General features: G+C 29.8%; 17 protein-coding genes. 9 read left to right on the forward strand and 8 right to left on the reverse strand.

Features of this window, described 5'->3' with window-relative positions:
• Nucleotides 1–3 precede the first annotated feature (3 nt).
• From SHK09_RS12255 to SHK09_RS12265, 3 genes are all read right to left on the reverse strand, one after another.
• Nucleotides 4–2451 (reverse strand): sodium-translocating pyrophosphatase, encoded by a 2448-nt coding sequence (locus SHK09_RS12255; RefSeq protein ID WP_319811072.1) that lies wholly within the window; start codon nucleotides 2449–2451, stop codon nucleotides 4–6.
• 245 nt (nucleotides 2452–2696) lie between these two features.
• Entirely contained in the window at nucleotides 2697–3224 is a 528-nt protein-coding gene (locus SHK09_RS12260) for an inorganic diphosphatase (RefSeq protein WP_319811073.1), read from the reverse strand.
• A 177-nt stretch (nucleotides 3225–3401) separates the two neighbouring features.
• Nucleotides 3402–4379: a pyruvate dehydrogenase complex E1 component subunit beta gene (locus SHK09_RS12265; protein ID WP_319811074.1), complete on the reverse strand. Its 978-nt coding sequence runs from the start codon at nucleotides 4377–4379 to the stop codon at nucleotides 3402–3404.
• Between the two features lie 475 nt (nucleotides 4380–4854).
• Between SHK09_RS12265 and SHK09_RS12270 the strand changes: the two genes are divergently transcribed.
• The 5 genes from SHK09_RS12270 to SHK09_RS12290 all read left to right on the forward strand — a co-directional run bounded on the left by SHK09_RS12270 (nucleotide 4855) and on the right by SHK09_RS12290 (nucleotide 10355).
• A complete protein-coding gene (locus tag SHK09_RS12270; RefSeq protein ID WP_319811075.1) occupies nucleotides 4855–5601 on the forward strand; it encodes an electron transfer flavoprotein subunit beta/FixA family protein in 747 nt (248 codons plus the stop codon).
• 106 nt (nucleotides 5602–5707) lie between these two features.
• Nucleotides 5708–6664 carry an electron transfer flavoprotein subunit alpha/FixB family protein gene (locus tag SHK09_RS12275; protein WP_319811076.1) on the forward strand — a complete coding sequence of 319 codons (957 nt, stop codon included), beginning with the start codon at nucleotides 5708–5710 and terminating at the stop codon, nucleotides 6662–6664.
• Nucleotides 6665–6992: 328 nt separating this feature from the next.
• A complete protein-coding gene (locus SHK09_RS12280) occupies nucleotides 6993–7607 on the forward strand; it encodes a bifunctional nuclease family protein (RefSeq protein WP_319811077.1) in 615 nt (204 codons plus the stop codon).
• A 19-nt stretch (nucleotides 7608–7626) separates the two neighbouring features.
• Nucleotides 7627–9396 carry a NupC/NupG family nucleoside CNT transporter gene (locus SHK09_RS12285; protein WP_319811078.1) on the forward strand — a complete coding sequence of 590 codons (1770 nt, stop codon included), beginning with the start codon at nucleotides 7627–7629 and terminating at the stop codon, nucleotides 9394–9396.
• A gap of 134 nt (nucleotides 9397–9530) precedes the next feature.
• Entirely contained in the window at nucleotides 9531–10355 is an 825-nt protein-coding gene (locus SHK09_RS12290; RefSeq protein WP_319811079.1) for a thymidylate synthase, read from the forward strand.
• Nucleotides 10356–10418: 63 nt separating this feature from the next.
• On the opposite strand, the gene SHK09_RS12295 is transcribed toward SHK09_RS12290, so the two are convergent.
• Nucleotides 10419–10715 carry an isoamylase early set domain-containing protein gene (locus tag SHK09_RS12295; RefSeq protein ID WP_319811080.1) on the reverse strand — a complete coding sequence of 99 codons (297 nt, stop codon included), beginning with the start codon at nucleotides 10713–10715 and terminating at the stop codon, nucleotides 10419–10421.
• A 305-nt stretch (nucleotides 10716–11020) separates the two neighbouring features.
• On the opposite strand from SHK09_RS12295, the gene SHK09_RS12300 reads away from it, so the two are divergent.
• On the forward strand, nucleotides 11021–11509 hold the full coding sequence (locus tag SHK09_RS12300) for a dihydrofolate reductase (protein WP_319811081.1): 489 nt from the start codon (nucleotides 11021–11023) through the stop codon (nucleotides 11507–11509).
• Here SHK09_RS12300 and SHK09_RS12305 read toward each other — a convergent pair.
• Nucleotides 11506–11940 carry a DUF6146 family protein gene (locus SHK09_RS12305; RefSeq protein WP_319811082.1) on the reverse strand — a complete coding sequence of 145 codons (435 nt, stop codon included), beginning with the start codon at nucleotides 11938–11940 and terminating at the stop codon, nucleotides 11506–11508. The genes SHK09_RS12300 and SHK09_RS12305 overlap by 4 nt on opposite strands.
• A 100-nt stretch (nucleotides 11941–12040) precedes the next feature.
• On the opposite strand from SHK09_RS12305, the gene SHK09_RS12310 reads away from it, so the two are divergent.
• Both SHK09_RS12310 and SHK09_RS12315 read left to right on the forward strand, forming a co-directional pair.
• Nucleotides 12041–12598: a DNA-3-methyladenine glycosylase I gene (locus SHK09_RS12310; RefSeq protein ID WP_319811083.1), complete on the forward strand. Its 558-nt coding sequence runs from the start codon at nucleotides 12041–12043 to the stop codon at nucleotides 12596–12598.
• Entirely contained in the window at nucleotides 12598–13353 is a 756-nt protein-coding gene (locus SHK09_RS12315) for a hypothetical protein (protein ID WP_319811084.1), read from the forward strand. Before SHK09_RS12310 ends, SHK09_RS12315 begins: the two co-directional genes overlap by 1 nt.
• A gap of 2 nt (nucleotides 13354–13355) precedes the next feature.
• On the opposite strand, the gene SHK09_RS12320 is transcribed toward SHK09_RS12315, so the two are convergent.
• The gene (locus SHK09_RS12320) at nucleotides 13356–13520 is read right to left on the reverse strand and encodes a hypothetical protein (protein WP_319811085.1); all 165 of its coding nucleotides are present in this window, start codon (nucleotides 13518–13520) and stop codon (nucleotides 13356–13358) included.
• Between the two features lie 177 nt (nucleotides 13521–13697).
• On the opposite strand from SHK09_RS12320, the gene SHK09_RS12325 reads away from it, so the two are divergent.
• Entirely contained in the window at nucleotides 13698–14084 is a 387-nt protein-coding gene (locus tag SHK09_RS12325) for a nucleoside triphosphate pyrophosphohydrolase family protein (RefSeq protein WP_319811086.1), read from the forward strand.
• A gap of 3 nt (nucleotides 14085–14087) precedes the next feature.
• Here the strand turns inward: SHK09_RS12325 and SHK09_RS12330 are convergent, their stop codons facing one another.
• Nucleotides 14088–14549, reverse strand: coding sequence for a DMP19 family protein (locus SHK09_RS12330; protein ID WP_319811087.1), 462 nt, complete (start codon nucleotides 14547–14549; stop codon nucleotides 14088–14090).
• Nucleotides 14550–14558: 9 nt separating this feature from the next.
• Nucleotides 14559–15626 carry a VOC family protein gene (locus SHK09_RS12335; protein ID WP_319811088.1) on the reverse strand — a complete coding sequence of 356 codons (1068 nt, stop codon included), beginning with the start codon at nucleotides 15624–15626 and terminating at the stop codon, nucleotides 14559–14561.
• Between the last annotated feature and the right edge of the window lie 84 nt (nucleotides 15627–15710).

Genomic DNA, 15710 nt, shown 5'->3' on the forward strand with positions numbered 1-15710 from the left:
AAATTAGTTTTTATCTTTAATTTTAATTTTTATTCCTTCTATATCTTTTAATTGTGCTCTAACCTCTTCCTCAGAACCTATTATTGTTTTTTTAGTAATAGTGGTTTTGTTATTTACAGTTTTTCTAATTTCTACATTTGCGGTAATGTTTCCATTAGAATCATTAGAAAGCATTTTTACAGAGGTTTCTGTTTTATTACTCATATTTTCACCACCTTTTATACCCTCATAATTACTAATAACTTCTGTTTTAACAATTGAGGCTTTATTAACTTCCGAAGAATGCCCACCTAAAATAGGTGCAATTACCAAACCTATTAAACAAGTAAGTTTTATTAAAATATTCATGGAAGGACCAGAAGTATCTTTAAAAGGATCTCCAACGGTATCTCCAGTAACAGCAGCTTTATGAGCTTCAGAACCTTTATAAGTCATTTTACCATCTATTTCTACACCAGCTTCAAAAGATTTTTTAGCATTGTCCCATGCGCCACCTGCATTGTTTTGGAATATAGCCCAAAGAACACCAGATACAGTAACACCAGCCATATAACCACCTAACATTTCTGCGATGGCTAATTTCTCCATTCCAAATAATAATGGAACAAAAGCTATAATTAATGGGAAACCGATTGTTAACAAACCAGGAAGCATCATTTCTCTTAAAGATGCTTTGGTAGAAATAGCTACACATTTATCATATTCAGGTTTTCCGGTTCCTTCCATAATTCCAGGAATTTCTTTAAACTGTCTTCTAACTTCTTGTACCATTTCCATCGCAGCTTTACCAACAGCATTCATTGCTAAAGCAGAAAAGACTACAGGGATCATTCCACCCACAAATAACATGGCTAAAACTGGTGCTTTAAAGATGTTAATTCCGTCGATTCCAGTAAAAGTTACATACGCAGCAAATAAAGCCAAAGAAGTTAATGCAGCAGAAGCAATAGCAAAACCTTTACCCGTTGCAGCTGTTGTGTTACCAACAGAATCTAAAATATCTGTACGCTCTCTAACAATTGGTTCTTGCTCGCTCATTTCTGCAATTCCACCAGCATTATCTGATATTGGTCCAAAAGCATCGATAGCTAATTGCATTGCAGTTGTTGCCATCATAGCAGAAGCGGCTAATGCTACACCATAAAAACCAGCAAAAGCATAAGAAGCCCAAATAGCACCTGCAAATAATAGCACAGAAGGAAATGTAGAAATCATACCTGTTGCTAAACCTGCAATAATATTTGTTCCTGCTCCTGTAGAAGATTGTTGTACTATTTTTAAGATTGGAGCTTTTCCTAAACCTGTATAATATTCTGTTACAGCAGATATTACTGCGCCAACTACCAGGCCAACCAAGGTTGCATAGAAAACACGCATAGATGATATTTCTTGTAAACCTTCACCAAAGAATTCCATTTTCATTGTTTCTGGTAACATCCATTTACATAATACATAACAAGCTATAGCTACCAAGCCAATAGAAACCCAGTTTCCTTTGTTTAGTGCTCCCATAACCTGAGATTCTTTAGCATTATTATCGTTTATTTTTACCAACATGGTTCCAATAATAGAAATAATTATTCCTATACCAGCAATAGACATTGGTAATAGGATTGGTCCAATTCCTCCAAAAGCATCAGAAATAGTTCCTCCCATATCTTTAATTACGTAGTTTCCTAAGACCATTGCAGCTAAAACAGTAGCAACGTAAGAACCAAATAAATCTGCTCCCATACCAGCAACATCACCAACATTATCACCAACATTGTCTGCAATTGTAGCAGGGTTTCTTGGGTCATCTTCCGGAATACCAGCTTCTACTTTACCAACTAAATCTGCACCTACATCTGCGGCTTTCGTATAAATTCCACCACCAACTCTAGCAAAAAGTGCAATTGATTCTGCACCTAAAGAAAAGCCAGCTAAAGTTTCTAAAACTATAGTCATATCTGCAGTGGAAGTCCAAACTCCTCCCATAAATTTTTGATAAAAAAGGATAAAAAATGCTGTTAAACCTAAAACAGCTAAACCAGCAACACCAAGTCCCATTACTGTTCCACCTCCAAAAGAGACTTTTAAAGCATTAGGTAAACTTGTTTTTGCAGCTTGTGTGGTTCTTACGTTTGTTTTTGTAGCAATTTTCATTCCTATATTTCCGGCAAAAGCAGAAAAAACAGCGCCAAATATAAAAGCAACTACAATTAAAATATGAGTTGTAGGTACAATAAAAGAAACTGCAGCTAAGGCAATACTAACTATAACAACAAAAATTGCTAATAACTTGTATTCTGCACTTAAAAAAGCCAATGCACCTTCGTAGATATAATCTGAAATTTCTTTCATTTTACCATCTCCTGCATCTTGTTTCATTACCCAAGATTTTTTAACCCACATATAGATTAAACCTAATACTGCCATTGCAATTGGCATCCAAATCATTAATGACTCCATAAATTATATATTATTTGAATTAATTTAAAATGAATGTAAATGTAGTAAATTCAATTTAAAGTATAAAAAAATTCAATATTCATATTTTTTAGACTTAAAATTATGAATTATATAAAATTTTGAGACAATGATTATTAAAGTGGTTTTGGTGAATATTAAGTGTTTTGTAATCCTTTTAAATAATTGCAAAAAAAAACTCTTTAAGATTTCTTAAAGAGTTTTTAATTTTTACTTTAAAAGTAAAATTATATTTTAAATTGATCTACTTTTTTGTAGTCGCTTTCTTCATATCTTTTTACAGATTCTGCAAATATTTTGTATGCTTCTTCAGCATCTCCCCAACCACCAACGTCTACTTTTTTCTTTTCTAAATCTTTATAAACTTTAAAGAAATGTTCTATTTCTTTTAATCTATGAGGATTTAAATCTGAAATATCATTTTTATTATTCCAAATAGGATCTGAAATTGGCACACAAATAATTTTTTCATCTGGTCCTTTTTCATCTGTCATATGAAATACACCAATAGGTTTTACTTCAATAACACACATTGGAAAAGTTGGCTCGTGACCAAGAACTAAAACATCTAATGGGTCATCATCTAAAGCTAAAGTTTCTGGAACAAAACCGTAATCTGCAGGATACATCATAGAAGAGAATAACATTCTGTCAAAACGAATTTTATTCAAATCAAAATCGTACTCATATTTATTTCTACTTCCTTTTGGAATTTCAATTAAAACATCGAAAGTTTTTTTATTTTCTTGACTCATAAATTTCTTATTTATCTTTTAAACTTGGTACAAAAATAGTAAATCTATTAAGTTTTTCAATATAATTTACATTCTATTTACGCAATGGTTTTCGATTAATATAACATCTATTAAACGATAAAATCCTTTTTCCATAAAAAGGAAAAAGGATTTTAGGTAAATATTATTAATAATGTATTATAAATACATTACTTCTTTTACAGCTTTTATAACATCATCAGAATTAGGAAGCCATTTTTCGAACAATACCGGAGAATATGGTGCAGGTGTATCTGCAGTTGTAATTCTTTTAATTGGTGCATCTAAAAAGTCAAAAGCTTCTTCTTGTATTCTATATGTAATTTCTGAAGCAACACTTGCGAAAGGCCACGCTTCTTCTAAAACTACCAATCTATTTGTTTTCTTTACAGAAGTTAAGATAGCATCATGGTCCATAGGACGTACTGTTCTTAAATCTATAATTTCAACAGAAATATTTTCTTTAGCTAATTCATCTGCAGCTTTGTACGCTTCTTTGATGATTTTTCCAAAAGAAACAATTGTTACATCTGTTCCTTCTCTTTTAATATCTGCAACTCCAATTGGTATAATGTATTCTCCCTCAGGAATTTCCATTTTGTCACCATACATTTGTTCAGACTCCATAAAAATTACGGGATCATCATCTCTAATAGCTGCTTTTAATAAACCTTTAGCATCATATGGGTTAGATGGTACAATAACTTTTAAACCGGGTGTGTTTGCAAACCAGTTTTCAAATGCTTGTGAGTGTGTTGCTCCTAATTGACCAGCAGAAGCTGTAGGTCCTCTAAAAACAATAGGACAATTAAGTTGTCCACCAGACATTTGTCTAATCTTTGCAGCATTATTTATAATTTGATCAATTCCAACCAAAGAGAAGTTAAACGTCATGTATTCTACAATAGGTCTTAAGCCATTCATAGCAGAACCAATTGCAATACCTGCAAAACCAAGTTCAGCAATAGGAGTATCTATAACTCTTTTTGCTCCAAACTCGTCTAACATTCCTTTACTAGCTTTATAAGCTCCGTTGTATTCTGCAACTTCTTCACCCATTAAATAAATGCTTTCATCTCTGCGCATTTCTTCACTCATGGCTTCACAAATTGCCTGTCTGAATTGAACTGTTTTCATTGAATTTAAATTATATTAATTTTATGATACGCAAAAGTAAGGAATTTATGAGTAAAAAAAAGATACTTTTTTATCAAAATAGCAGAAGTTTATATTTTGAACGTTTTTCCTTATTTTGTTATTAATAGGAAGATGTTTTTCAAATGAATTAGGTTGGTTTTTGTTATTATAATATTATTTTTATTTAATCATTTTCAATAAAAAAAACACAAGACAAAAGTTGATTTTTCCTATGTTTATGAGCTTAAATTGTATTTAACATGATTTATTTTGTTTTTTAAGCAATTTATTTTAAGGCTTAATATCAAAAAGTAAATTGTGTTTTTATTCTTATTTGTTTCATAAATGCGTCAATAATTATCACTGTAATAATATTGAAATTGTTAAATAATTAAAAAATTTACTATGCATGCATAGTAAATTTAAAAAAAAGACGTAATTTCGTCAACAAGAAAAGAATATAAAATTATAATTTATGAAAATATTAGTTTGTATTAGTCATGTACCTGATACCACTTCAAAAATTAATTTTACAAATAATGATGCTGAGTTTGATAAAAACGGAGTACAGTTTGTAATTAATCCTTATGACGAGTTTTGTTTAACCAGAGCAATGTGGTTTAAAGAAAAACAAGGTGCTACTGTAACTGTAGTAAATGTTGGTGGTGCAGAAACAGAACCTACTTTAAGAAAAGCATTAGCCATTGGTGCAGATGATGCTATTAGAATAAATATAGATCCTACAGATGGGTTTTTAGTTGCAAAAGAATTGGCAGCAGTTGTAAAAAGCGGCGGTTATGATTTAGTTTTAGCAGGTAAAGAATCTGCAGATTATAATGGGCAAATGGTTCCTGGAATGTTAGCTTCTTTAGTAGATTTTAACTTTGTAAACGGTTGTGTAGAGATGGAAATCGAAGATGCAAAAGTAACTGCAAAGAGAGAAATAGATGGTGGTACAGAAACATTATCTACCTCTTTACCTTTAGTTATTGGAGGACAAAAAGGAATCGTAGAAGAAAAAGATTTACGCATACCTAATATGAGAGGAATAATGATGGCGCGTAAAAAACCTTTGCAAGTTTTAGAAGCAACAGGGGCAAACGCTTCAACAAATATCGAGTCTTTTGAAAAACCAGCACCAAAAGGAGCTGTTAAATTGGTAGATGCAGATAATTTAGATGAGTTAATAAGCTTATTGCATAATGAAGCAAAAGTGATTTAAATTTCTTTAGAAATTTAAAAAGAGACTAAGTTTCATTAATAAAAATAATTAAGAATTCATTTCTTGTAAACTATTTAAGTTTTCTAGAAATATAAAAATAAAAAATATGTCAGTTTTAGTTTTTGCCGATTCAACAGACGGAAAATTTAAGAAAACTGCTTTAGAAGTAGTTTCTTACGGAAAAAAAGTAGCAGAACAGTTAGGTGTTAAATTAGTTGCTTTAACTATTAACGCTTCAGATGCATCAGAACTTTATACTTATGGTGCAGAAAGAGTATTAACTGTTTCAAACGATAGCTTATCAACTTTTAATGCAAAAGAATATGCTGGTGTTATAACACAAGCAGCAACCAAAGAAAGTGCAACAGTAATAGTAGTAGATTCTAGTATAGATGGTTTATATCTATCACCACTAGTAGCAATTAATTTAGAGGCAGGTTATGCTTCTAATACTGTAGCTGCACCTTCTAGTACAAGTCCTTTTACCGTAAAAAGAAAAGCATTTTCAAACAAAGCATTTTCAAATACAGTAATTTCTACAGATAAAAAGGTAATAGGTTTAGCTAAAAATTCTTTCGGAATTCATGAAAACGTTGTTTCAGGAAGCCTAGAAAGTTTCGAAGCAGAGGTTATTGCATCTGGTGTAAAATCTGAAAGTGTAGAAAGAGTTACAGGTAAAGTAACAATTGCAGATGCAGACACAGTAGTATCTGCAGGTAGAGGCTTAAAAGGACCAGAAAACTGGGGAATGATTGAAGAATTAGCAGCCGTTTTAGGAGCAGCAACAGCTTGTTCTAAACCCGTTTCAGATTTAGGTTGGCGTCCTCATGGCGAGCATGTAGGGCAAACTGGTAAGCCAGTAGCATCTAATTTGTATATCGCTATTGGTATTTCTGGTGCAATTCAGCATTTAGCAGGTATTAATGCATCTAAAGTAAAAGTTGTAATTAATACAGACCCAGAAGCGCCGTTTTTTAAAGCAGCAGATTACGGAGTTGTAGGAGACGCTTTCGAAGTAGTACCTAAATTAATAGAAAAATTAAAAGCATTTAAAGCTGCTTAATATTTTTTGGGCGTGCCCAAATTATTTTATATAGAATTTTAAAACCTATCGAGATTAATTTTTTTGATAGGTTTTTTAATGTAAACAGTTATAAAATAATTTCGTCGGGCTTTCGCTACTCGCTTTTTCTTTTTTGTTTCATTTCAATCAACAAAAGAAAAGAGCTCAAACAATAGCTCAATCCCTCACGCGGGCTTCAGTTATTGCAAAAAAACAAATTCAGCAGCAATAAGGGTTTTCACTATATAATTTTTTAGTAAATTGTGCCCTTAAAAATAAGCTTACAATAAGTGCTTAAAAGCTATTTTTATTTTTCGTAGCAATATATATGAGTTTAATAAAACTAACAATAAAAGGAATTTCATACAGTCAAACTCAAACAGGTGCATATGCATTAGTTTTAAGTGAAATGGATGGAACCAGAACTTTACCAATTATTATTGGTGCTTTCGAAGCACAATCTATCGCCATTGCTTTAGAAAAAGAAATTAGACCTCCAAGACCCTTAACACACGATTTGTTTAAGACATTTTCAGACCGTTTCTCTATAGAAATCAAAGAGGTTATCATTCATAAATTGGTAGACGGTGTTTTCTTTTCTAGTTTAGTCTGTGAAAAAGACGGCGTAGAAGAGGTAATAGACACAAGAACGTCAGATGCAATTGCAATAGCTGTTCGTTTTCAAGCCCCAATTTTTACCTACGAAAATATTTTAGATAAAGCGGGTGTTTACTTAAAGTTAGAAGAAGAATTAGGTATAACAGACACTTCAGAAACACAAGATATTTCTACAGAAATAGAAACTATTTTAGAAATTGATACTGCTGCACCTTATTCAAAACTATCAGTTTCAGAATTAAATAAAAAATTAGACGCAGCAGTTTCTGATGAAAATTATGAATTAGCAGCAGAAATTAGAGACGAAATTAGCAAACGCTCTTAAATTACTAACGAACTTACTTATGAAGAATCTATTATTAATTGCCTTTTGTTTTATTTCAATAACTTTTTTAGGACAAGATTTAGAACAAGATTGGAAATTTAATAAAGTTACAAAATCAGACGGATCTTCTTTATTACAAACAGAAGAACCAGTAGTTTTTACCTTAGCAGACGGTAAATTCAGTTTCCCTGTTTTTGGTGAAAATGAAAAATCATCAGGAACTTATATTCGTCAGAATAATTTAATCATATTCAATTTTTCTGAACACAAACCAGCATTAAGATATTTTAATATTGTTTCTTTTGATAATGCTAGTTTAGTTTTATCTGAAGGAGATGTTACCTATGAATTTGTATCTAAAGAATACGCTAAGATTTTGTTGCCAGAAGCAACTATAGTTAGTGAAACAGAAGAGGTATTAACTACAGATACATCAACAAATATTACAGAAAAATTAAAAACAAGTAATGGTATTATAGCTAGTACTAGTTTTACTTTTACTAGTTTTTGGAGAGGTGTTTTAGGAATGTTCTCTTTAATAGTTATAGCGTTTTTATTCAGTTCTAATAGAAAAGCGATTAGCTGGAAAAAAGTGGCTATTGGTTTATCGTTACAATTAGTTATTGCTATTGGTGTTTTAAAGGTTTCTTTTATTCAAAAGGGCTTTGAATTAGTAGGTAAGCTTTTTATAGAAATTTTAGAATATACAAAAGCAGGTAGTTCGTTTCTATTTGCTGGTTTAATTTCAGATATGGATTCTTTCGGATACATCTTTGCTTTTCAAGTATTACCAACTATTATATTCTTTTCTGCCTTAACTTCTTTATTGTTTTATTTAGGTGTTATTCAGTGGATTGTTAAAGTTTTGGCAATTGTATTATCTAAATTTTTAGGTATTTCTGGTATGGAAAGCTTGTCTGTAGCAGGAAATATTTTCTTAGGACAAACAGAAGCTCCATTGCTAATTAAGGCATATTTAGAAAAGATGAATAAATCTGAAATGCTTTTAGTGATGATTGGTGGTATGGCAACCGTTGCAGGTGCCGTATTAGCAGCTTACATAGGCTTTTTAGGTGGCGGAGATAAAGAATTAGAATTGGTTTTTGCAAAACATTTATTAGCAGCCTCTGTTATGGCAGCTCCTGGTGCAATTGTAATTTCTAAAATCTTATATCCACAAACAGAAGAAGTAAATAAAGATGTTACTGTTTCTCAAGAAAAAATAGGTTCTAACATTTTAGATGCTATTGCAAACGGAACAACAGAAGGTTTGCGTTTAGCTGTAAATGTAGGTGCAATGTTATTGGTTTTCGTAGCAGTTATAGCAATGTTAAACGGTGGTTTAGACTTAATAGGAAATCTTACGTCTTTAAATGATATTATTGCTGCAAACACAGCTTATAATAAGCTTTCTATAGAGTTTATTTTAGGGTATACTTTTGCTCCACTAATGTGGTTAATTGGTGTGCCTGGAGAAGATATGACTTTAATGGGGCAGTTATTGGGTATTAAATTAGCTGCAAGTGAGTTTGTAGGTTACATTCAATTAGCCGAATTAAAAGACGTAACAAGTGCTACACATTTAGCTTATAATAAATCTATAATAATGGCAACTTATATGCTATGTGGTTTTGCAAACTTTGCATCTATTGGTATTCAAATTGGTGGTATTGGTTCATTAGCGCCAGGGCAACGTAAAACGTTATCAGAATTTGGAATAAAAGCATTAATTGGAGGTACAATTGCTTCTTTAATGTCTGCTACAATTGCAGGAATGATTATTGGGTAACGTACAATCAACTTCAATAATTTTAAATGGTTAATAACTTTAAAATATTATATAAAAAGCTTTGGTGAAAATTACTAAAGCTTTTTTTATTTTTACATCAGTTTATTTATAATTTTAAATGAATACATAGCTTAATGAAACAATATCACGATTTAGTAAAACACGTTTTAGAAAACGGAAACGAAAAAGGAGATAGAACAGGTACAGGAACAAAAAGTGTTTTTGGGCATCAAATGCGTTTCGATTTAAGTGAAGGTTTTCCTATGGTAACTACCAAAAAACTTCATTTAAAATCTATAATTTATGAACTATTATGGTTTATAAAAGGAGATACAAATATTAAGTATTTACAAGAAAATGGTGTTAGAATTTGGAACGATTGGGCAGATGAAAATGGAGATTTAGGTCCTGTTTATGGTCATCAATGGCGTAATTGGAATAGTGATGAAATAGATCAATTACAAGACGTGATTTCTACATTAAAAAGCAATCCTAATTCTAGAAGAATGTTAGTTTCTGCTTGGAATCCTTCTGTTTTACCAGATAATTCTGTTAGTTTTTCAGAAAATGTATCAAACGGAAAAGCTGCATTACCACCTTGTCATGCCTTTTTTCAGTTTTACGTTTCAGAAGGTAAATTGTCTTGTCAATTATACCAAAGAAGTGCAGATATCTTTTTAGGAGTTCCTTTTAATATTGCATCTTATGCTCTATTTACTATGATGATAGCACAAGTTTGTGGTTATGAAGCAGGAGAGTTTATTCATACTTTTGGCGATGCTCATATTTATAATAATCATGTAGAGCAATTAGAATTGCAATTATCTAGAGATATTAGACCGTTACCAAAAATGAAAATGAATCCTTCAATAAAAAATATAGAAGATTTTACTTTTGAAGATTTTGAGTTATTAGACTACAATCCTCATCCTCATATTAAAGGAAAGGTGGCTGTTTAATAACAATATAGAGTTTAAAAAAGAGCTTTCATTAATTTGAAAGCTCTTTTTTTATGTTTTATTTTATAATTTAATTACGCTATTTTCTGCTCCTGCATAATCACTCCAAGCATAAGCATCAGCTTCAGTCTCGTTTACATAAGCTCCGTCTATTAAATATTTAAATTCATGTGAAGTGTTCGCTTCTAAATTAACTGTTCCTTTAAAAGAACCGTTTTTTAATTTTTTTAACGGTGTAGATTCGGCATTCCATTCATTAAAACTACCAATTACTGCTACATTACTAGCTTCTTCTGCAGGTACTGTAAAAGTTACTTTACATACTGGTTTGCTTTTTAAAAATTGTTTTTTAATTGCCATAGTTTTTTTATTAATTCAAATTTCATAGTAAAAGTAGATAAGAAGTTTAAGATAACAAACCCATTTTTAGTGTTTTAGTAAAGAATTATCACTTTAATAATTTCAGAGTAGATATTCTTGTTAATTAAGAAATTATCAACATATTTATTGTAATTTATTTAATAAGAAGTGGTTTCTTTCATGCTGATTTTCAGTGTTTTTACTTCGAAAACGGTTTCGTATTTTTACTTTTTTTGATGAAAACGAGTTAAAAAAGCCAAATCTGAAATCATTTCTCTTATTTTTGTTAAAAATTTATTTAATTTATGATTACAGTAATCGCCGCAATTGCAAAAAATAATGCTTTAGGAAAAGACAACGATTTAATATGGCATTTACCAGCAGATTTAAAAAGGTTTAAAAAAGTTACAACTGGTCATTACATATTAATGGGTAGAAATACTTTTGAATCTATAGGTAAGCCTTTACCAAATAGAACCACAATAATTATAACTAGAAATAAAAATTATTTTAAAGATGGTTGCTTAATAGCGAGTAGTTTAGAAGCAGCAATTGAGTTAGCAAAAGAAGAAGAAGAAATTTTTATTATAGGAGGTGCTCAAATTTATAAAGAAACTATTGCTAAAAATCTAGCAGATAAATTAGATATTACCTTAGTGCATAATGAATTTGATGCAGATGTTTTTTTCCCAGAAATAGCTCCTAACGTATGGAAAGAAGTTGTTAGAGAAGATTTTATAGCAGATGAAAAAAACAAATATGATTATAGTTTTGTTTCTTATAAGAAAATTTAATTTATTCGTCCACTTCTAAAACCGCCACCTAAATTCATTTTATATTTTCTTTGAGCAAAAAGGAAATAGTTAAATAGTTTATAATTTACCTCATAACCATAATTTATAGTAGATTGAAAATCTATGATGTTTTCATAAATATTTTGATTGTAGTTACTTGGATTTTGTGCCCTTTGGTTCCAGCTTATAACCCAAGATCTATTTCTAGCTTCCATATAATTCTTACTGTAAAAACCTTCTGGTTGTGCTACGCCAGCTAAATAGGCTGTAAAACCTGGGTCTATAATTGTAATTTCATACTCTAAGCTATCATTAGCAATAACTACAGGTTCTTCTTTTATAGTTTTAGTATTTTTTATTGATGTTGCAGCGCAAGACCAAAAAAGAATAGTTACACAGATTATTATAGAAATATTTTTTAAGAGTTTCATAATCAATCAATTTAGTATTAGTAAAGTTCCAAAAAATATTTTAAAATAGATTGATTTTTAGATGATTTAACACTAATTTTCCTTTTCAAAATAAGCTTCAATGAAAAATAGATGTTTTTGGGTTTCAGATAGTCAATTATATATAGATTATCATGATAAAGAATGGGGAGAACCTGTTTATGACGATGAAACACTTTTCGAGTTTTTAGTTTTAGAAACTTTTCAGGCAGGCTTAAGTTGGATTACTATTTTAAATAAAAGAGAAAACTTTAAAAAAGCTTTCGATAATTTCGATTACAATAAGATAGCTAATTATTCAGATGATAAATACGAATCCTTATTGCAAGATGCAGGTATCATCAGAAATAAATTAAAAATTAAAAGTGCAATTACAAATGCACAATTATTTCTAGAAATTCAACAAGAATTTGGCTCTTTTTCTAAGTTTATTTGGGCTTATGTAAACGATACACCTATTCTTAATAAGTTTAAGAATAGGGAAGATGTTCCTGCAACAACAAGCTTATCAGATAAGATCTCTAAAGATTTAAAAAAACGTGGATTCAAATTTGTTGGTTCTACTGTTATATACGCATACATGCAAGCAGTTGGTATGGTAAATGACCACACAACAAATTGTTTTAAATATTCTAAATAATGAGGATATTAGAAGTGCCAAAAAATGATTTAAAGGCTATTTTCTATATATTTAATAGAAGAATAGGCATTTTTATACTTTTCGTTTTCATTTTTTTCTTAGACAGTACTTATTTTGCAGAGAATTATACAAACTCTCAATTACCTATAAATATAATTATGATATTAGGTTTTTTGGTGATGTACTTTAGAGCAAATAAAAGAACTAAAGAATTAATGTTTTATGCTGTAATTATAGGTTTTGGTGGTGAATACTTATTTTCTAGAGCCTTAGATATGTACACTTATAGATTAGAAAATGTTCCTTTATATGTACCCTTTGGACATGCAGCTTTATACGGGAGAATTTTTATGTTTAGTAAAGCGCCAATTGTAAAGAAACATAATAAAGCAATTGAAGAACTATTTGCTGTTATAATTATTTTACTAGCAACAATATATTTGGTGTTTTTTAAAGATGTATTTGGTTTTGTAATGACAGCAATTGTTTTTTTGCTTTTATGGAAAAGACCAAAAGACAGGTTGTTTTTTTTCTCTATGTATCTTTTAGTTGCAATTCTAGAAATTGGTGGAACTGCTTTTGGTTGTTGGCAATGGCCAAATACTGCTTTTGGCGTTTTTATTTTTTTACCAAGCAATAACCCACCAAGCGGAATAAGTTTGTTTTATTTTTTATTAGATATTAGTTGTTTCTTTATTTATACACAAAGGCACAATGTATCTTGGCAAAGGCTTAAAAATATAAAAAATTTATAATTCTAATTTCCTGCGAGTAGTCTAATAGCAACAAATACTACTATAATTAAACCGCCGTAAATTAATACCTTTTTACCAGCATTTTTATAATAACGTTCGTGGTTTTTTATGTCTTTTCTGTAGCTGTAAATCATTAAAGCAATAAAAGCGATAATGAAAAAAGTCATAAATATAATTCTACCAGTTGTAAAATAAGCGCCTAAAAACATATTTAATTTTCTTTATTATTTTGATGGATAGTACAATTATGGGTTTAATATTTTTCTATATATTGTCTTTTTAAAACAAAACCATTAGAAGTTACAAAATTACAAATTTAAAAGCTTCTATTAATTAAAAAATAGATGAAAAACAAAATAAAATCGGTACACGAATTTCACACTGCTTTTGGTGCAGGAATTAAAAATTTACCAACAGCAAGTATTGGTAATGATAGAAACTTACTTCGTTTTAATTTAATGAAAGAAGAAAATGAAGAGTATTTAGAAGCTGCAGAAAACAACGATTTAGTTGAGGTTGCAGATGCCTTAGGAGACATGTTGTATATTCTATGTGGCACCATTATAGAACATGGTATGCAAGACAAAATAGAAGAAGTTTTTAATGAAATTCACCGAAGTAATATGAGTAAATTAGGTGAAAATGGTAAGCCAATTTACAGAGAAGATGGTAAAGTTCTAAAAGGGCCAGATTATTTTAAGCCAAATATTAAAGAGATTTTAGAAAAGTAAAACTTAATCGAAATGAGTAATATTTTTTCTAACATAATCTAATGTAAGCTTTAAAATATCATCTTCATATTTGTAAAACTCTGTATCTAGCTCATCCCATAAATCAATATTCGATTCTTTTTGCATTAATATTGCTTGCCTTGTTCTTAAGTTTTTAGGAACAGGCATTTGTGGGAATAAATGAATTGCTTTGGTAAGAATATCTATTGTTTTTTCTGCTTTAATAGCCATATAAGCATGAAAAATTTCATGAGTAAATTGACCAGAAGAACTAAAAAAGAATTGAATAAACCCACCGTTTGTTATTCCTTGTTCTAATATATCGATATAGATAAATGTTTTCTCAAACTCATTTAAGTTGCTAAAATCATCTCTTTCAGGAATTTTCTTCCCAATAATTTCACCTATTCTTATAATTTGTTCTGCATTGTCATTTAAAAGAAGTGCAATTTCTGTAGACGTCATTTATTTGTATTAATTAAATTTTTTAATTCTTTTTAAGTTCATCGCTTTAATCATCCAATTTGGCAATGGTTTTTTAGGATCTCTATTTTTTAAATTGATATTAATTCCTAACTTTTTTAATAAAGGTACTTTATTTGTTTCTATAAACTCAATAAGCGTACCATCATAATCCTCTATATATCCCCAATGTCCGTTAGCTTCTCCCATATTAAAAGAAAGATTGCTAATTACTTGAAAAGGTACTCCTTTTTCTTGGCATTCATCTTTTAAAACTTTCATGTTTTTAATATCGAAACATAAGTGAATATAGCCTAAATCTCCCCAATAACGATCTTCAAATATTTTATTAGGCACATTTTCTAAAGATTGTATTAATTCAATTTCACTTTTACCAAATAATTTTGAAAATCCACCAACTCTATTTTCTGAATGAGAAAGTAAGATTCTTCTAAATTTTTTATCTCCATTATTTAGTTGTTTTAAATCTTCAAAAACACCTGTTTTATCATATTCTACAATATCATATCCTAAAATATCTCTATAAAGTTTTAGAGAGATTTCTATATTAGAAACACCAATAGTTGTTCCAAAAACACCTCCAACATCATTTTTTTTAAGTTGATACCAAGAATTAAATTCTTTTATTTTTAAAATATTATTAAAAGGATCTTTTAGGTAAAAACTTTTAGAAGTATCTGGTTCCTCACAAATTTCAGAAATAATATTTTCGTTTAAGTTTTTTAACCTTTCGAAAGTTTTATAGATATCTTTTGTTTTTATAAAAGGAAATTGGATTCCTAAATCGCCTAACTTAAAATTACATTTAGGTTTTGAAGGAGTTCTATTTGCAAATTGCCAAATTTCATAACCGCCGCCACCTTGCATATTTAAAGCTAGTAAAGCTCTTTTTTTTCGAGATTTTCCACCCATATATTTTGCCATAAAGGTAGCTTCATTACTGTCATCAAAAATTAAAGCATCTGCACCTAATCTTGTTGCATACCATTTAAAAGCCTTATCTGCATTTGCAACACCAATACCAATTTGTTGAATTCCGTAAATTAATTTCTCTTTCATTATTTAGAAAACTAGCTTGTTTTTATTTTTGTTTTATACCAGTTTTTAGAAAATTATTACTGATAAAATAATAAGAAAATTCTA

Origin of the sequence: Polaribacter sp. PL03 (assembly GCF_033875165.1) — a bacterium.
Lineage (GTDB): Bacteria > Bacteroidota > Bacteroidia > Flavobacteriales > Flavobacteriaceae > Polaribacter.